We start from the raw sequence: 17,492 nt of genomic DNA on the forward strand, positions 1-17,492 counted from the left end.
CATCATCTTCGGGGCTTGCGGGGGCTGCCCCTCTCCACCATGATCCACGCCCATATTCGCGGAGCCCTCTCCATGCCGCCCTCTCATCGTGACATTTTTTACACAAGTCAGGACGGACTGAAGCTCTACGCACGAGACTACGGCGAGCGCACGGCGCCCGGTACGCCGGTCATCTGCCTTCCCGGTCTGACGCGAAACTCGAAAGATTTCGAACCGCTTGCCGAACATCTGTCGGCGGCCCGCCGCGTCATCTGCCCGGACCTGCGCGGCCGCGGCCGCTCCGGTTATTGCGACAACTGGTCGGACTACACGCCAGTTCATGAGATGATGGACACCCTCGACCTGATGGGCGCCGCCGGCATCGGTCAGGCCGTCTTTGTCGGCACATCGCGCGGCGGCCTCATCATCATGGCGCTTGCCGCCTTCCGGCCAAACGTCATCAGGGCCGCAGTACTGAACGATATCGGCCCCGAGGTGGAGCCCAAAGGCATTGCGCGCATCGCCAGCTATGTCGGCGTCATGGAAACACCCAAAACATGGGACGAAGCCGCCGTGAAGCTTCGCATGATGAACGAGCGTGAATTCCCGAACCTGTCCGCCGAAGCCTGGCGCACATTCGCGCACCGCACCTTCGCGGAAGAACATGCCGCACCGAAGATGGATTACGATCCGAAGATCGGCACAGCCATGCGCAAGGGACTGGAGGCGTCGAAGGGCGAAATCCCCACCCTCTGGCCTCAGTTCAAGTCGCTCTCCCAGATGCCGCTTCTCGCCATACGTGGAGAGAACTCCGACATCCTGACCCCCGGCATCGTGACCCGCATGACCGAAGCCAACCCCGCCATGAAGAGCGTGGTCGCAAAGGACCGGGGCCACGCGCCGTTCCTCGACGAGCCGGAAGTGCTTGCTGCCATCGATGACTTCCTCTCCTCCGAAAAGCTCTAGGCACGGCGCACACGGAGCATTCGCGTCGCGCCCTTCTGAAATTCAAATGGCACCGGAACGAGGTCAACTTCGGCACCATACCGCCTTAGTTCGTTCACGATGCCCGGCAGATGGCTCGATGGTAATCCGTCCAGATTGACCAGCGGGAAAACCCGCACTTCTCCTGCAACGCGCAACAACTCGCGGAGCGCGGCGAGATGAAAGCCGAAGTCGAGATCGTCTCCGTAGAGAAACAGCAGATGCGAGACGAGCGCGAGACGGAAAGAGCCATCATTGAATGGAAGAAATGGCAGTGAAGCCGGCACATAGCGCCCTTGCGCTTTCCCCGTTTCAAAGTCCGCCAGAAAAAGGTCCAGCGCCTCCCGCCGAAGCTTGTGAACGGCTGCTTCCGAACCGTACTGGCTCCAGTTGAAGCGATAGGACGCTCGCCGCATTCCCGCTCGCATGGCGTCCGCCGTTTCCCCGAAGCGCTGGCTTATATCCCCGGGCTCCAACGCATAAACCGGATCGGCGGCGATAACGGAAAGGCCCGCCCCTGCCGCCTCTGCTGCAAAGGAGGAAGGGCCACCCCCCGCATCCAGCACCGGGACGCAGGACGCAAGATCGCCAAGTCCGAAAAATGCGCGATACTCCCAAAGCCGCCTGCCCCAGGGCACGACACCGTCGAGCTCGAACTCCCTGGAGGATTCGCTGACACAGGCATTCATCTCGCTTCTCCTTGGCTGCCGGCCAGGCCGCACCGCTGGAAGCGCTTTCCGATAAATGTCTCAAACGAAAAGGCCGCCTCCAGAGGGGGCGGCCTTGTCCGGTACGATCGAAAACAGACGACGTTACGGGGCCACCCTCCGGGTGGTCCACCAGTTGCCCTGCATGTAAGCCGGCTGCGTCATCATTCGATCCTTGAGTGCCGGAAAAAGCTCCGGCAACGGGAAATCTAGGTCTCCCGGCTTACTTTGCCAAGCGGTAATGCATGACGCCCCAGGCAAGATAGCCCTTGTCCGCGCCATCGACCCAGTGGCCGAGCCCCTTGATCATGTTGTCGAGATAGGTCGTGCTCGAGCCCTTTGTCAGGCGCTCATAGTTTGCCTTGAGTTCCTCGCCAACGCGCCAATAGTGGCGGCGAAGCTGGTGCGTCATCTCCTTGACGTCCGCCTTCTCGAAACCGCGCGCCGTCAGCTCCTTGTCGTAGAAGCCGAAGCTGCCCAGCGTTTCGAGATGAATGCGGTCGAGGATCGGCTGAAGCACACCATCCGGGCAATCATCCGACTGCATCGGATCGGTGAAGATGAACTGGCCGCCGGGCTTCAACACACGCTTCACTTCGTCGAGTACACGCGGGCGGTTGCCGCTGTGCAGTATCGCATCCTGCGACCACACAACGTCGATGGCGTTGTCCTCGGCCGGAATGGCTTCGAAGTCGCCATAAAGAACCTCGATCTTGTCCTCGAGGCCGGCTTTCTTGTTCAGCTCGCGATTGAGGCTGTTCTGCTTCTCGCTGATGTTCACGCAGATGACCTTGCAGCCATAGGTCTTGGCGAGATGTCGCGCGGCGCCACCATATCCCGCGCCGATGTCGAGAACGACGGTGTTCGCATCGATGCCATCGAGCATCGATGCCAGCGTCTCGTCATTGCGATGGCTCGCGGGGATAATCGGCTCGTTATCGTCCTTGTACATCCCTATATGGATGTCCTCACCGCCCCAGATAGTGAAGTAGAACGAGTCCGCATCCGGACTGTCGTAATAGGCTTCTGCCTGAGCGACAGCGTTCGATTTACTCGTCATTGTAGGTTTTCTCCGCAACGTGAATGAAGAAGTCGGCATCCTCGTCTTTGTACTCTTCTTCGAAATCACCGTAGGTGACGACCTTCTGGAAACCGATCTCATGCATCAGCCGCCGCGTATAGGCCTTGCGCAACGGGAACATGTTCAGGTGATAGACACTGTCGTCGGGGAACGTGTAACGGAAGCGTGCCAGTGAATCATCGACATGTTCCGGCTCGGCCGTCACCTGGTCGCCGCAGTAATAATACTTGTGCTTCGTGCTGAAGCCGCGGTCGAGAATGGCGTCGTAGTTACGCTGGTCGAGGATAAGAATGCCGTCATGCTTGAGCGCGGCATAGAACTCGGCAAGCGCACGGCGCCGGTCCTTTTCCTCGAAAAGATGCGTGAACGAGTTACCGAGGCAGATAATCGCGTCGTATTTTCCGTGAACGTCCTTGTTGAGCCAGCGCCAGTCCGCATGAACCGTCTGCATGACGAAGCCGTGATCGCGCGCATTTCCGAAAGCCTTGGAGAGCATTTCCGCAGCACCGTCGACGCTCGTTACGTCGAACCCCGCCTTCAGAAGCTGCACGGAATTGAAGCCCGTTCCCGTCGCGACATCGAGAATCTTGTGCTTCCCGCGCTTCTTGAGAATATCGATGAAAAACTGCCCTTCACTTTTCGCGCGGCTGTCCCAATCGATCAGGTCATCCCATTTTTCAACAAAGGATTCGGTGTATTCGTGCTGGTAGTGATCGGTTTCACGCATGGCTAGCGGATCTTCACCGAATTCCTGCTGCTTTTTCTTGGTCTGTTCCATGATGACGTTCCTTCGGGATATGACGGCGACCGCACGCGCGATTCCTCAGCCGCCAAAAGCATAAACGGCACCAGCCATAAAACGGCCGGCAGCCTATGAGATCGGTTTTCTGAGCCCGCAAAAGGTAAGCCGCGCAGATGCACGAAAACGGGCCGCATCCCTAAACGCCGGCAGAAAAGCGGCAAGGCAGCAAAGCTGCGGGATACGACTGGGGACAGCGCCGCACGCGTATGGTGCAACGTATGTGAATGCCCTCTCAGCGCATGCAAGCTAACAAAGCCCGCCTTCAGTAGCAACCGCGCAACTCAAACTTCACAAGAAGTGATGCTTTTCGGCGGGTTCCACACATTCAGACCGGATTTACGCCGCGTCCTCCCTCAACTTGTGTCACTCGCATCTTCGGCAAGAATATCGTCAACTTCACCGGATATCGGGGCGCCTGCGCCTTTAATTGGCACGCTGCGCACTTGCGGCAGACAGTCCGGATGGTTGTCGCGAATCCATGCAATGAGTTTTTCCCGGATATTGCAGCGCAGATCCCATGCATCGGGTGATGTGCGCGCGCTCACAAGCGCGCGAATCTCGATTGTACGATCATTTGCATCGGTCACTTGAACAACCGCCACCTTCCCGTCCCATAACGGCTCGTCTTTCACGAATTCGCCAAGACAGGCGCGCAGTTCTTCCACCGGCAATGTGTAGTCCGCATGAAGAAAAACAGTGCCGATAATCGACGCGGTTTCTCTTGTCCAGTTGGTGAAAGGATTTTGAATGAAATAGGAAAGAGGCACGATAAGCCGTCGCCAGTCCCATATGCGGATTACGACGTAAGTGCCGGTGATTTCCTCGATCCAGCCCCACTCGCCCTCCACAACCACCGCATCGTCGATGCGGATCGGCTGTGTTATCGCAATCTGTATGCCTGCAATAAGATTTTCCAGCACCGGGCGCGCCGCCAGCCCGAGTATGAGGCCAGCAGCACCCGCAGACGCGAAGATGCTGACGCCATATTGCCGGACCGGCTCGAACGTCATCAGTCCAGCGCCCAGCGCCAGCAGCACGATCAGGGTATCTGCCACACGCCGCAGGATGCGGATCTGCGTCACATGCTTTCTCGCCTGCAGGTTGTCCGCCACATCGATGCGGAAACGCGCCAGATAGACGTCGCTCACAATGTGAACGGTAGAAATGGCGGTCCAGCCAACAATGGCGCAAAGCAAAGCGCCGAGTACGGAACTCCAGGCCGAGAGAGTGCCCTCGCTGAGCGGCGCGGCCTGTAACACCAGGGTACAGGCGATGAAGAGTACGATCGCCCTTGTGAGGCTCCGCGTCCGGCGAAGGAAAGTCTGAACATAAATGGCACGGCGGGAGAACGCCCCGATCAGCAGCCTGATCGCAATGCCGTGAACCAGTAAGGCAACTGCAGCTGCCCCCACAAGCAGCGTCAGCGTCACCGCCCAGTCGGGCATCCAGTCAACGACGCCGAAAACTTGCGTGAAGAAATTTTCTGGCAATGGAAGCTCCATATCTGGCGTCACACCAATATGGATAACCTAGCCCTGTGCCCCCGCGGAGCAAGACCGGTAGAAGAAGGTCGTGGTAGCGCCTACTCCTGATCGCCCGGCTCCACACGCAGTGTCGGCACCGACCAATTGAAATGGATCGCAAGAATGCGGATCGTGAGCGTCACGGCCACGGAAAGCCACAACGCATAATCTGCCTGCATTCCCACTCTCTCGGCAAATACGAACAGCGTGGCACCGCAAAGCGCAGCAAGCGCATAGACTTCTTTTCTCAGGATGATGGGTGTCCGGTTCGCGAGCACGTCGCGGATAATGCCGCCGACAATGCCGGTGACGACGCCCATAATAACGGCAACAACTCCAGAAGTTCCTGCCTCCAGCGCCTTTCTCGTTCCGAGCGCGACGAAGACGGCCAGCCCGAATGCATCGGCAATCGCAACCGGACGGCGCACACGGTTTGCCCAGCCCGCGAATGGAATGGTGGCAAGAGCACACAACGCTGCCATGACCACATACCATGAAGCCTGAGTCCAGAAGACAGGCACGGCGAGCAGGAGGTCGCGTAGCGTTCCGCCACCTACAGCGACGATGATCCCGAGTAGCATCACGCCGAACCAGTCCATCTGCCGCTCCCCCGCGACAAGTGCACCCGACACGGCGAAGGCGGCAATGCCGATGATTTGCAGCGATATGAGAAGGTCGAAGGCGGCCATGCGCGGCAATATCCTTTTAGCCGGGTTCCCGGGCCGTCTGTTCTGGAGCACGGTAATTCGGCAGCCAGGGAAAGGTCTTGTGACTCGAACGTATTTTCGTCAGTTCGGCGTCGTTCAGATCGACGCTGAGAATGTGCGCCTGGCCCGTGCAATTCGCAAATCGCCGCTTGAAAGTAAAAACGCCGTTACCATTTGCCCCGGCGGGCGCACCGCCGAACCAGAGCATCCTGTCTCCCAGCAGCTTCACGGCTCTGTCGAAAAGAAGATAGGAACCGAAATCCGGCAGCGCACCGTCATCCAGCAAAAAGCTGTGGGCGTGCCAGCTCTGTCCGGCGAGGTCGGAAAAGAACAGAAAGACACCGGCAAGCGCCCCTGAATTACGCCAGCGCAGCGCAACGCAGGCGTTGCTCTCCGTCCGCTCTCTAAATGCCGCGATCAATCCCGCGAAATGCCTCGGGTCCGGTGCGGAGGAATCCGTAATGGAACGAAGTTTTTTCAATCGGCATTGCCAGCTGGACATCACTTCATGCTCGGACAGCAACGCCTCCCGCTCGACGAAAAACACATCTTCAGCATGTTTCAGGCGGTTTCGGGTCCGCCGCGAATACCCGTCACGCGCGGGAGGCAAGCCCGGATCATGCGCCAGATGAGCCTTCAGGGGACGGAACTCGATATTGAAATGATTGCCCATTTCCTCCAGCGCCTTGCGCGAAGCCACGGGGTCGGCGTCCGGCCGGATGACCGAGGTAAATGTGAGCGGAGAAAAGCCGGGCAGATATCGCAAGGCCTGGAGTTGCTTTATCGAGGGAAGAGATTGATAGGGCCAGCTTCCCCTGGCGTCCCAGCGCAAATCATCGAACTGGCGCAACAAGGCGCTTCCTTCAGGCAGGGCGGCCCTTCTGCCAAGCCAGCCAAGTTGTTCGATATACCGGGGCGTGTCGAACAGAAGCATGTTCTTTCCATTGTATACTTTCACCCGAATCCCGGCCGAAATCCGGCGTCCTTGTTCCTTAACATCCGTTCGGCCTGGTTTCGAGCCTATAGCCATCCGCGATCGCAAGGATGCGGCGCTTGATCCGATCCGGGCGGCGTATGGATCATGTTATGACTTCCCGCAACGTCGTTACGCCCGCAACGCATGATCATTTTCCGGTGCCGACCGCATGTCTGAATCGCAAATCCCCGTCGGGCAAGACCTGCACCTCCGCTACGATGCGACGCTTCCTTTCGGGGCGAAGGACCACTTCTTCCACTTTCTTCATGGCTATCTGATTCCCGGCCTCAGTCTGGGTCTGGACCGTGCGTGCCAGCGCATCAGCTTCGAGGATTGCGGTCCCCTCATGAATCCGAAGATAGCCGAAGCATGCCTGCTCGCCGGACTGGAGCTTGCAGAGCCCCTGCCCGCTCATGAGCGCACGTCGTCCGGCATCTGTCTCGTTCCCCGATGGGATAATTTGCTGTTCCGTCTCGACGGCTCTCATCAAACCCAGGCGGAAGTCAGTTCCTTCCGTGAGATGACGGAGCGCGTACGCCTGCTCCTGCTGAAGCGCGCCGAAGAGGCATGCCGGCAGAGAAGTACGCTCACACGCTGGCAGGATACTGAAGTGCTGGTTCTGAAAAGATCGCCCGAGCACCCCTACTATGCACCGACGGGCAATGCGCGGTTCCCGAAATACGGCAACAGCCGACGGGACCTTCTCAACAGCGGGCAAATTGCGGAATATCTCGTCGCCGCTGGCCACAATGCCAGAGAGGCCGATATGGGCGCTCTCCCCCTGTGGGAGCAGATCATGGCCTTCCGGAACGCATCCGCCGTGATCGGCGCGAGAGGAGCGGAATTCGCTCATTTGTTCTGGATGAAATCGGGCGCCACCGCCCTGATGTTCGCAACGCCCCTCAAGCAGGAGAATAACGCCTCCCGATCTCTGGCTGAGATTTTCGGCATCCGTTTCGTCGCTCCCCCGGTTTCGGGCAGCTTCTTCTCGATAGAGCCCGAAAAGGTGCTTCGCCACCTGCGCTGATCGCGCGCAGGCTGCCGGGTTCATTTTCGAAAAAAATCGGAGGAAAATGGCGGAGAGGATGGGATTCGAACCCACGGTACAGCTTTACACTGTACAACGGTTTAGCAAACCGCCGCCTTCAGCCACTCGGCCACCTCTCCGGCTCCCCGTGTATGCCCAAGATTATCGGCCGCATCAAGGCCAATGTCTTTGAGCCGCCAGGGGATTTTACCTTCTCTGCCCGCCTTCAGCTCTTTTGGCCGCCCCGGTAGCGGATAAGCCCTTCCTGCGCCACGGATGCGACGAGCTTTCCATCCCTCGTGTAGATACTGCCCCGGTTGAAACCGCGGGCGCCGGAGGCACTCGGGCTGTCCTGTGTATAGAGAAGCCAGTCGTCGGTCCGGAACGGCGCATGGAACCACATGGCATGATCGAGGCTCGCCGATTGCAGCTTGCCGCTCACCCAGCTCACGCCATGCGGGCGAATGCAGGTATCGAGCAGCGTCATGTCGGACGCATAGGCAAGAATGCACTGGCTGAGCGCAATGTCGTCGCCTACGCCCTTGCGCGCCCGGAACCAGACGTGCTGCACCGGCTCGATCGGCGCGGGATCGATATAGTCCTGCGGATTGACCGGGCGGATTTCGATGGGGCGCGGACGCGCGAAATGAACGCGGATCGCTTCCGGCAACTTGTCCTCGATGGCCTTGCGCAATTCGCTCTCGTTCGGCAGGTCTTCTGGCTGCGGCACGTCGGGCATCACGGCCTGATGCTCGAACCCCTCCTCCTGCACCTGAAACGAGGCGGCCAGATTGAATATCTGCTTGCCGTGCTGGATCGCGACGACCCGGCGCGTGGTAAAGCTCTTGCCGTCCCGTGAGCGGTCCACCTCATAGACAATGGGGATCTTCGGATCGCCGGGCCGGATGAAGTAGGCATGCAGCGAATGGCACACCCTGTCTTCCACCGTCCGGTAGGCCGCAACAAGTGCCTGCCCGATCACCTGTCCGCCGAACACGCGCTGCCAGCTCACATCGGGGCTGTGCCCGCGAAAGAGATTCATCTCGATCTGCTCAAGGTCGAGCAGGTCGATCAGGTCTTCGACGGGATTCTTGTCGGCTTGCGGCGAAGCATCGGTCATGGCCACTCCTGGGGGAATGCGAAAATTGTGGAAGCAGCAAAGACCGCCAGCGATACGGCGATATGCGAGGGGCTTCCCGGTGGCCGGAAGATAAGCGGAGCGCGACGGCGTGTCACCGTCTTTGCGCGTCCTGCGGCAGCACATCCAATTCCCGGGGCAGAGACCTCGGAAACTTGAAATTCGTATTTAGAAACAAAAGCTTACTGGTGAGCCAGCCACTCACGCGCCTGGCGCTGCGCCTCGGCGATCTCCGCCGCGCTCATTTCCGCAGCAAGTTCCGAGCGGCACGTCCGCGCCTCGTTGCTGCCCTTCATCGCGGCAAGGTTGAACCATTTGTGTGCGGTCACGAGATCGACCTCCACACCATGACCGGTCGAATACATCAGCCCGAGATTATAAAGCGCGTCGCACTTGCCGCCTTCCGCGGCAAGCTCGCTCTTCTCGACTTGCTCGAGTTGCATGCGAGCCATGTGCTGTCTCCTCGAATTCGAGGCTTCAAGCCCGTTGTTCCGTGAACGGAGCCCCTCCCCGTCCCTGGTTTCAACTCTCCATTGCTGCACTGAAAAAATGGTTAACGGCCCGCTCACCCTACCGATATAGGTGAGCAAGCATGATGAAATCTGCTTTTGATGTCCCTCAGGTCACACTTCGGGAACAGCCATGCCCCGCTGAACCGCCGGTCTTGCCCCCACCATATCGAGCCAGCGCTTCACATTCGCGCCCTCTCCCACCACATCTGGCTTGGCCTGCCGGACCAGGTCGAAGGCAATGCTGATCCAGGGATATGTGGCCATGTCGGCAATGGAATAATCTCCAGCCATGTAGTTCGCTTCGCCGAGCCGCTTGTCGAGTACCTTGATGAGCCGCGCCGCTTCGCCGATATAGCGGTCCATGGCGTAAGGGATTTTCTCCGGCGCCGTATTGATGAAATGGTTCGCCTGCCCGAGCATCGGTCCCACCCCGCTCATCTGCCACATCAGCCATTCCAGCGTCTTTGCGCGCTGCTCTCCCTTTGGCGCAAGAAACTTGCCCGTCTTCTCCGCGAGATAGACAAGGATCGCACCCGACTCGAAAACCGGCAAAGCTCCGCTATCCGCATCGCGGTCGACAATCGCTGGAATGCGATTGTTGGGACTGATCTTCAGGAACGCCGGTGCGAACTGTTCATCCTTGCCGATATCGATGGCGTGGACTTCGTAAGGGAGTCCCGCCTCCTCGAGCATGATGGAGACCTTGCGTCCGTTCGGTGTTGTCCATGTGTAGAAATCGATCATCGCCTTCCGCCCTTCGCACATGCGAAATACAAGGTCCTCCCCCGCACTTCGCCTATTTCCGGTCGAGCGCATATGGGAATGAAAAATAGGGAGGTCGAGTCCGCCAGGCCGCTGCGGCGTGATTTCGTCAGTACTCGACGGTCACTTCCACGTGATGATGCCGGTGCTGCGCACAGACATAAGGCATAAGGCTGTATTCACCCGGCGCAAGCCTGGTGCCCACTGCCTGCTGCGGCAGCAGGAAATCGCCGACCGTCTCGCCTTGCGCATCGAGGATCGAGAATCCGTAAGTCCCGTCCATCACGCGCACGACCTTTCCGCCTTCCGGCAGCTTCAGCGTCCGCCCCCAGGCTTCTTCGGTTCCGTAAGCATCTTTCTTGATCAGGCTGCCTGTTGCCGTCACCGTCTCAGCTTGCGCAGGCAAACCGGAAATCATCGCAACGGTCGCGGCGAAAAACAAAGCTTGAATCAGACGCATTCGGATCGCTTTCCGGTTCGGCGCAAACGAGGCGCCAAAGGCAAACAGCGCCCCCGGTTTCCCGGAGACGCTGTGAGCTTAACATAAGAGGAAGAGCTGTTCAGCCCCGCCCCTGCTTTTGTGCGCGTTGTCCGAACAGCACTTTGCGTGCCTGCTCGGCCTCTTTGGATTTGTCCCCGATGGTGCCCCGGCGCCATTCGCGACCGAGAGCAAATCCCCTCTGGACGGCCGGGCGGGCGCCGACCCGCTCAAACCAGTCTTTCAGGAATGGGAAATCGTCAAGCCGCTGACCCTGGTTCTTATAGGGTACGATCCAGCCCCAGCAGGCCATGTCGGCGATCGAGTAGCGGCCGGCGAGATAGTCGCGGTCCTTCAGGCGCTTGTTCATCACGCCATAGAGCCGGTTCACCTCGTCGGTATACCGTTTGATCGCATAGGGGATCTTGTTCTGAGCGTACTGGCGGAAATGATGGGCTTGGCCCGCCATGGGGCCAAGCCCAGCCATTTGCCAGAACAGCCATTGGTCGACCTCAACTCTCGAACGCTCGCTTGCGGGATAAAACTTCCCCGACTTGCGACCGAGATATTGAAGGATAGCCCCCGACTCGAAGATCGAAATCGGTTTCCCCCCCGGACCCTGCGGATCCACGATGGCTGGCATCCTGTTGTTCGGTGCGATCTTCAAAAAGGATCGCTTGAACTGATCACCAATACCGATATTCACCGGCTTCAACTCGTAAGGCAGGCCGCACTCCTCAAGCATGATCGAAATCTTCCAGCCGTTTGGCGTTGGCCAGTAATAGAGTTCGATCGGCTTGGCGTTGCCCCGCCCGGAAGCGGGACTTCGCCTTGCTGAGGAGCGTTTCGCCGCCGCCTTGGCGGGTTTTGTCCGGCGCGTATCGCTCATATCGGCAACTTAAGCCGCCGTCTTGCGCGCTGCGGGCTTACGCTTTGCAGCAGGCTTCCGCTTCGCAGGCGCCTTCTTGACGGCAGGCTTGCGAACGGCAGCTTTCCGAACCGCAGTCTTACGGACAGGCGTCTTGCGAGCCGTCGTCTTGCGGGCGGTCGTCTTCCGAGCCGTCGTTTTCCGAGCGGTTGTCTTGCGCGCCGTCGTCTTGCGAGCGGCGGGCTTCCTCGCCGTTGTCTTCTTGGCGGCGGGCTTCCGCTTCGCAGGGGCCTTCTTGGCGGCCGTCTTGCGGGCGGCAGGCTTCTTCGCTGCTGCGGGCTTACGCTTCGCAGGAGCCTTCTTCGCAACCGTCTTCTTGGCGGCGGGCTTCTTCGCTGCAGGCTTCCGCTTTGCGGGCGCCTTCTTCGCGACTGTCTTTTTAGCGGCGGGCTTCTTCGCCGTCGTCTTCTTCGCCGCAGGCTTCCGCTTTGCGGGCGCCTTCTTCGCTGCGGTCGTCTTCGCGGCGAGTTTCTTCACGGTCTTTTTCGCAGCCGGCTTCTTCTTGGCAGCCGGCTTCTTGGCTGCAGGCTTCTTGGCCGCAGCGGCCTTCGGCTTAGCTTTGGTCTTGGTGGTGGTAGCCATGTTTCTCTAGCTCCTGATGTGCCGTTTCGTTTGGCGACAATCCATGTACTCGCAACGCACACACTGCTAGCGCCCTCGTACCCCTCAGGCGCGCCACAACAATATGAGCGCGGAAAAAGCGCTCGGCAACACAATGCAACAGATTTGTGCACACGTGTTCGCGCCACTCTCCGGGGAAAGTGGTTACCAAACGGTTCATTCAGGAGCCGGAAATTTTCGTCAGTCGTCGGATGATAGGCCGAGTTTCTTCGCGAGAATTTCGTTGACGACGCTCGGATTTGCCTTGCCAGACGTGGATTTCATGACTTGGCCGACAAACCAGCCTGCAAGTTGAGGCTTGACTTTCGTTTGCTCGACTTTATCGGGGTTGGCTGCGATGACGGCGTCGATCGCCGCTTCGATAGCCCCGAAATCCGTTACCTGCTGCAGGCCTTCCTCTTCGACGATTTTGGCCGGGTCACGACCCGTTTTGTACATCGAATCAAAAACCTGCTTCGCGATTCGTCCCGAGATCGTGCCGTTGGAGATCAGATCGATGAGCTCTCCAAGCTGTTTTGAGGACACCGGAGTCTCCTCTATCGAATGCCCTTCGCGGTTCAGTGCGCCGAACAATTCGCCCGTCACCCAGTTCGCCGCGAGCTTCGCATCGCGTCCCTTCGCCACCGCCTCGAAGTAGTCCGCGCGCGCGCCTTCGCCGATCAGAACGGTCGCGTCATAGGGTGAAAGCCCGTAATCGGAAATGAGACGCGCCTTCTTGTCGTCCGGCAGTTCCGGCAGCGACGCGGCAATCTCGTTCACCCAGTCTTGCGTGAATTCGAGCGGCAAAAGGTCGGGATCGGGGAAGTAGCGGTAGTCATGCGCCTCTTCCTTGGAACGCATGGAACGCGTTTCACCCGTCTTCGGATCGAAAAGCCGGGTTTCCTGGTCGATCTTCCCGCCCTCTTCGAGAATTTCAATCTGTCTGCGCGCTTCATGTTCGATCGCCTGACCGATGAAGCGGATCGAGTTCACATTCTTGATTTCGCAGCGTGTGCCAAGGCGCGAGCCGACTTTCCGCACCGAAACGTTAACATCCGCGCGCAGGGAACCCTCTTCCATGTTCCCGTCGCAAGTGCCGAGATAACGCAGGATCGTGCGCAGCTTCGTAACATAAGCCCGCGCTTCATCGGCCGAGCGCATGTCCGGCTTCGAAACAATCTCCATCAATGCAACGCCCGAACGGTTGAGATCGACGAAGCTCATCGCCGGGTGCTGGTCATGCAGGCTCTTGCCCGCATCCTGTTCGAGATGCAGCCGTTCAATGCCGACATTGACCGTCCGCCCGTCCGGCATATCGAGAATGACTTCGCCCTCCCCCACGATCGGGTGCTTGAACTGCGAAATCTGGTAGCCCTGCGGCAGGTCTGGATAAAAGTAGTTCTTCCGGTCGAACACGGAACGCAGATTGATCTGCGCCTTGAGACCAAGCCCCGTGCGCACCGCCTGCTCCACGCAGAAACGATTGATGACCGGCAGCATCCCGGGCATCGCCGCGTCGACGAAGCTCACCTGACTGTTCTGTTCTGCGCCGAATCTGGTCGAGGCGGCGGAGAAAAGCTTGGCGTTCGACGAAACCTGCGCATGGACTTCAAGCCCGAGAATGATCTCCCAGTCGCCTGTCTGCCCCTGGATCAGATCTTCCTTGCGCGGTTCGCGCACCTTCATCGTGCGCTCGAAATCGCTCACCATTGTCTCGATTGTCTCGGCCATGGTCACGCCCTCCACCATGCTTCGGCTTCCGCCGTGAAACCCGCCGCTTCTTCGATGGCAAATGCCGCACGCAGCAGCGTTTCCTCGTCGAAAGTCCGCCCGATAAGCTGCAGCCCCAGCGGCAGTCCCTCCGCCGAAAGCCCGGCCGGCACCGAAATGCCTGGAAGCCCCGCGAGGTTCACCGTCACCGTGAAGACGTCGTTCAGATACATCGACAGCGGATCGTCGCTCTTCTCGCCAATACCGAAGGCAGCGGATGGCGCCGTCGGCGTAAGCAGCACATCGATTTCCGAGAAGGCTTCCGCAAAATCGCGCGCAATCAGCGTCCGCACCTTCTGTGCCTTCAGGTAATAGGCGTCGTAATAGCCTGCCGACAGCACATAGGTGCCCATCAGAACGCGGCGTTTCACTTCCGCGCCAAAGCCTTCGGCACGGGTGTTCTCATACATGCCCGTGATGTCCTTGCCATCGACGCGCAGCCCGTAGCGCACACCGTCATAGCGCGCGAGATTGGACGAGCACTCCGCCGGCGCCACGATGTAATAGGTCGGCAGCGCATATTTCGTGTGCGGCAGGCTCACCTCTTTGACATTGGCGCCTGCGGCCTTCAGCCATTCGATGCCGCGCGTCCAGAGGTCGTCGATCTCCTTCGGCATGCCCTCTACGCGGTATTCCTTCGGAATGCCGACATTGAGCCCCTTGATGCCTCGCGAAAGTCCCGCCTCGTAATCCGGCACCGGCCGGTCGACGCTCGTCGTGTCCTTCTCGTCATGTCCGGCCATCGAACCCAGCATGATCGCCGCGTCGCGCACGTCCCGCGTAATCGGCCCCGCCTGATCGAGCGACGAGGCAAAGGCCACGATGCCCCAGCGCGAGCAGCGCCCATATGTCGGCTTGAGGCCCACTGTGCCCGTGAAGGCGGCGGGCTGGCGGATGGAACCGCCCGTATCCGTCGCCGTCGCCGCCGCGCAGAGCCGCGCCGCCACCGCTGCCGACGAACCGCCCGACGAACCGCCCGGCACGAGCTTCGCGTCCGAGCCCTTGCGCCGCCACGGGTTCACCACCGGGCCATAGAAGCTCGTCTCGTTGGACGAGCCCATCGCGAACTCGTCATTATTGAGTTTGCCGAGCATCACCGCGCCGTCGCGCCAAAGGTTCGATGTCACGGTCGACTCGTAGGGCGGCTTGAAGCCGTCGAGAATGTGACTGCACGCGGTCGTCAGCACATCCTTCGTGCAGAACAGATCCTTGATGCCGAGCGGCACACCTTCAAGCGTACCGCCCTCGCCCTTGGCGAGCTTCTCGTCGGAGGCTTTCGCCATCTCCAGCGCCTTCTCCGCCGTCGGCGTCACATAGGCATTGAGCGGCGCCGCCGCTTCCATCTCCTTGAGATAGGCCCCGGTCAGCTCCGTGGAGGTGATCTCTTTCTTTTTCAGTGCGTCGCGGGCGGCGGCCAGCGTCAGCTTTGTCAGGTCGCTCATCGTTTACTCCACCACCTTCGGCACCACGAAGAAGCCGTCTTCCGCGCCGGGCGCGTTCCGCGTCACTTCCTTTTGCAGGTTCTCCGCCTTCACGACGTCATCGCGCATCTTCATGGCGACAGCCACCGCACTCGTCATCGGTTCCACATCCGTGACGTCCACCTCGCCGAGCTGCTCCACCCAGTCGAGAATGCCGTTGAGTTCCTTGGCCAGTGCCTCCAGCTCATCGTCCCGCACGGCAATCCGCGCAAGCCGGGCAATGTGCCGGACCGTTTTCTGATCGACCGACATGGGTCCGCCTCTATTGGTGTTCGGGAAGGGGCCGTTTCCGCCTCGGGGCAGAGCCCCGGCTGCACGCGCCCCTTGCTCGTTGAATCGCGACGGAACATAACAAGCGGGAGCCCCACGCCGCAACGGCGCGTCACAATATATATGAGCCTTCCGATTGCCTTGCGCTTCCGCCCCTTCTAATCTCCGCCGCTCCACAATTTTCGCAAAGGTAACAAGCACTTGAGCGCCAACGTGAAACCTCTTGAAGAACTTGAAGAAGGGCTCGGGCGCCATGACCGGCTGATGGGCGCCGATCTCGGCACGAAAACCATCGGCCTTGCCCTGTCGGATGTCTCACGAAGCATCGCGAGCCCCCTCGAAACCATCAAGCGCACCAAGTTCACCGCGGACGCCGAACGCATCATCGCCCTGGCGAAACAGCACGATGTCGCCGCCCTCGTCTTCGGCCTGCCGCTCAACATGGACGGCACCGAGGGCCCGCGCTGCCAGTCCACCCGCGCCTTCGTGCGCAATCTCGAAAAGCTGACCGATCTCCCCGTCGTCTTCTGGGACGAGCGCATGTCGACAATGGCCGTCACGCGCACCCTGCTCGACGCCGATGCAAGCCGCGCCCGCCGCGCCGAACTCGTGGACAAGATGGCCGCTTCCTACATCCTGCAAGGCGCGCTCGACCGCCTGCGCAGGCTCTGAGCACCACAAGAAAAAGAAACCTCAATGCTCCCCATCCTGAACTCCCTCGTCCCGGTCTTCCTCGTCATTGCGCTCGGCTTCGCGATCAAGCGCATGAATTTTCTGGATGAAGCAATTTGGGCGCCGCTCGACCGCCTCACCTATTACATCTTCTTCCCCGCGCTTCTCCTCCACACGCTCGCGACCGCAAACCTCGCCGATTACGACATCTGGCCGATGGCTTCCGCGCTCGGCGCAGGCCTCTTCTCGATGGTCGCAATCCTGATGCTGCTGAAGGCGGTGCTGCCGCTATCGGGCCCGCAATTCGCGTCCGTCTTTCAGGGTGCAGCACGCTGGAACGGCTTCGTCGCACTTGCCGCCATCGGTTCGATCTTCGGCCCCGAGGGCGTGACGCTCGCTGCCGTCGCTTTCGCCGTCCTCGTGCCCACGGTGAACGTGCTCTCGGTGCTGATCCTGACGCGCTATGCGGGCGACACACCGGCCGGCATGGGCACTGTGCTGCGCCTTCTCTCGAAGAACCCGCTCATCCTCGCCTGCGCGGCCGGCATCGCGCTCAACGTCTCCGGCATCGGCCTCCCCGGCCCGCTCGCGCCCACCTTCGATATTCTCGGCGCCGCCGCGCTGACCATCGGCCTCATCGCCATCGGTGCGGGCCTCAAGCCTGCCCACGCACTCGAAACCGGCTGGATCGTCGCGCTGACAAGCGGCTTGAAACTTCTGGTCATGCCCGCGCTCATGGCGGGCTGGTGCATCGTCTTCGGCGTCACCGGATTGCCCGCCGCGGTCGTGCTGCTCTGCGGCGCGGTGCCGGGCGCAACCTCCTCCTACATCCTCGCCCGCCAGCTCGGCGGCGACGCAACGCTGATGGCCAGCCTCATCACCGGCTCCACCATCCTCGCGGCAATCACCATGCCGCTGATGCTGTGGCTGTTGGGATGACAGTTGCTAAAATATAGGTGTCACCCCGGCGAAAGCCGGGGTGTGGATTCACATTTGAAGTGCAACAGTTTCTCCGAGAAGAGTTCGGCGGGGGTGCGGAAGTCAAGGCATTTGCGGGGCGTGTTGTTGTAGAGGGCGAGGAGGAGGTTGAAGCGG

General features: G+C 60.0%; 19 protein-coding genes and 1 tRNA gene. 4 read left to right on the top strand and 16 right to left on the bottom strand.

Annotation, left to right across the window (positions count from 1 at the left end; translation table 11 throughout):
• The first annotated feature begins 72 nt into the window (after window positions 1-72).
• Window positions 73-945 carry an alpha/beta hydrolase gene (locus ABJO61_RS06125; protein WP_348326419.1) on the top strand — a complete coding sequence of 291 codons (873 nt, stop codon included), beginning with the start codon at window positions 73-75 and terminating at the stop codon, window positions 943-945.
• On the opposite strand, the gene ABJO61_RS06130 is transcribed toward ABJO61_RS06125, so the two are convergent.
• The 6 genes from ABJO61_RS06130 to ABJO61_RS06155 all read right to left on the bottom strand — a co-directional run bounded on the left by ABJO61_RS06130 (window position 942) and on the right by ABJO61_RS06155 (window position 6,717).
• Window positions 942-1,652, bottom strand: a complete 711-nt coding sequence (locus ABJO61_RS06130; protein WP_348326421.1) for a hypothetical protein — start codon at window positions 1,650-1,652, stop codon at window positions 942-944. The genes ABJO61_RS06125 and ABJO61_RS06130 overlap by 4 nt on opposite strands.
• 241 nt (window positions 1,653-1,893) lie before the next feature.
• Window positions 1,894-2,730, bottom strand: a complete 837-nt coding sequence (locus ABJO61_RS06135) for a class I SAM-dependent methyltransferase (protein ID WP_348326423.1) — start codon at window positions 2,728-2,730, stop codon at window positions 1,894-1,896.
• Window positions 2,720-3,529: a class I SAM-dependent methyltransferase gene (locus ABJO61_RS06140; RefSeq protein ID WP_348326425.1), complete on the bottom strand. Its 810-nt coding sequence runs from the start codon at window positions 3,527-3,529 to the stop codon at window positions 2,720-2,722. The genes ABJO61_RS06135 and ABJO61_RS06140 overlap by 11 nt, the downstream gene beginning before the upstream one ends.
• A gap of 377 nt (window positions 3,530-3,906) precedes the next feature.
• The gene (locus ABJO61_RS06145; RefSeq protein WP_348326427.1) at window positions 3,907-5,043 is read right to left on the bottom strand and encodes a mechanosensitive ion channel domain-containing protein; all 1,137 of its coding nucleotides are present in this window, start codon (window positions 5,041-5,043) and stop codon (window positions 3,907-3,909) included.
• A 92-nt stretch (window positions 5,044-5,135) separates the two neighbouring features.
• Complete coding sequence (locus ABJO61_RS06150; RefSeq protein ID WP_348326429.1) at window positions 5,136-5,765, bottom strand: trimeric intracellular cation channel family protein; 630 nt, start codon at window positions 5,763-5,765, stop codon at window positions 5,136-5,138.
• 16 nt (window positions 5,766-5,781) lie between these two features.
• The gene (locus tag ABJO61_RS06155; protein ID WP_348326431.1) at window positions 5,782-6,717 is read right to left on the bottom strand and encodes a hypothetical protein; all 936 of its coding nucleotides are present in this window, start codon (window positions 6,715-6,717) and stop codon (window positions 5,782-5,784) included.
• 211 nt (window positions 6,718-6,928) lie between these two features.
• Between ABJO61_RS06155 and ABJO61_RS06160 the strand changes: the two genes are divergently transcribed.
• Entirely contained in the window at window positions 6,929-7,786 is an 858-nt protein-coding gene (locus ABJO61_RS06160) for a glycosyltransferase 61 family protein (protein WP_348326433.1), read from the top strand.
• Between the two features lie 47 nt (window positions 7,787-7,833).
• Here the strand turns inward: ABJO61_RS06160 and ABJO61_RS06165 are convergent.
• From ABJO61_RS06165 to gatC, 10 genes are all read right to left on the bottom strand, one after another.
• Window positions 7,834-7,926, bottom strand: a tRNA-Ser gene (locus tag ABJO61_RS06165).
• Window positions 7,927-8,012: 86 nt separating this feature from the next.
• Window positions 8,013-8,906: an acyl-CoA thioesterase II gene (gene tesB, locus ABJO61_RS06170; RefSeq protein ID WP_348326435.1), complete on the bottom strand. Its 894-nt coding sequence runs from the start codon at window positions 8,904-8,906 to the stop codon at window positions 8,013-8,015.
• Between the two features lie 200 nt (window positions 8,907-9,106).
• On the bottom strand, window positions 9,107-9,376 hold the full coding sequence (locus ABJO61_RS06175; RefSeq protein ID WP_348326437.1) for a hypothetical protein: 270 nt from the start codon (window positions 9,374-9,376) through the stop codon (window positions 9,107-9,109).
• A gap of 171 nt (window positions 9,377-9,547) precedes the next feature.
• Entirely contained in the window at window positions 9,548-10,201 is a 654-nt protein-coding gene (locus tag ABJO61_RS06180) for a glutathione S-transferase N-terminal domain-containing protein (RefSeq protein ID WP_348326439.1), read from the bottom strand.
• A gap of 106 nt (window positions 10,202-10,307) precedes the next feature.
• Entirely contained in the window at window positions 10,308-10,658 is a 351-nt protein-coding gene (locus ABJO61_RS06185) for a hypothetical protein (protein ID WP_348326441.1), read from the bottom strand.
• A gap of 100 nt (window positions 10,659-10,758) precedes the next feature.
• Complete coding sequence (locus ABJO61_RS06190) at window positions 10,759-11,565, bottom strand: glutathione S-transferase N-terminal domain-containing protein (protein WP_348326442.1); 807 nt, start codon at window positions 11,563-11,565, stop codon at window positions 10,759-10,761.
• Window positions 11,566-11,574: 9 nt separating this feature from the next.
• Window positions 11,575-12,186 carry a histone H1-like repetitive region-containing protein gene (locus ABJO61_RS06195; protein WP_348326444.1) on the bottom strand — a complete coding sequence of 204 codons (612 nt, stop codon included), beginning with the start codon at window positions 12,184-12,186 and terminating at the stop codon, window positions 11,575-11,577.
• A 219-nt stretch (window positions 12,187-12,405) separates the two neighbouring features.
• Window positions 12,406-13,890, bottom strand: coding sequence for an Asp-tRNA(Asn)/Glu-tRNA(Gln) amidotransferase subunit GatB (gene gatB, locus ABJO61_RS06200; RefSeq protein WP_348326460.1), 1,485 nt, complete (start codon window positions 13,888-13,890; stop codon window positions 12,406-12,408).
• A gap of 47 nt (window positions 13,891-13,937) precedes the next feature.
• Entirely contained in the window at window positions 13,938-15,416 is a 1,479-nt protein-coding gene (gene gatA, locus ABJO61_RS06205) for an Asp-tRNA(Asn)/Glu-tRNA(Gln) amidotransferase subunit GatA (RefSeq protein ID WP_348326446.1), read from the bottom strand.
• Between the two features lie 3 nt (window positions 15,417-15,419).
• Entirely contained in the window at window positions 15,420-15,707 is a 288-nt protein-coding gene (gene gatC, locus ABJO61_RS06210) for an Asp-tRNA(Asn)/Glu-tRNA(Gln) amidotransferase subunit GatC (protein ID WP_348326448.1), read from the bottom strand.
• Between the two features lie 219 nt (window positions 15,708-15,926).
• Here gatC and ruvX point away from each other — a divergent pair, with 219 nt between their 5' ends.
• Together ruvX and ABJO61_RS06220 are read left to right on the top strand one after the other, a co-directional pair.
• The gene (ruvX, locus tag ABJO61_RS06215; protein WP_348326450.1) at window positions 15,927-16,397 is read left to right on the top strand and encodes a Holliday junction resolvase RuvX; all 471 of its coding nucleotides are present in this window, start codon (window positions 15,927-15,929) and stop codon (window positions 16,395-16,397) included.
• 24 nt (window positions 16,398-16,421) lie between these two features.
• A complete protein-coding gene (locus tag ABJO61_RS06220; RefSeq protein ID WP_348326452.1) occupies window positions 16,422-17,336 on the top strand; it encodes an AEC family transporter in 915 nt (304 codons plus the stop codon).
• Window positions 17,337-17,492: the final 156 nt, after the last annotated feature.

This window comes from Parvibaculum sp. (assembly GCF_039973015.1).
In the GTDB taxonomy this organism is placed as follows: domain Bacteria; phylum Pseudomonadota; class Alphaproteobacteria; order Parvibaculales; family Parvibaculaceae; genus Parvibaculum.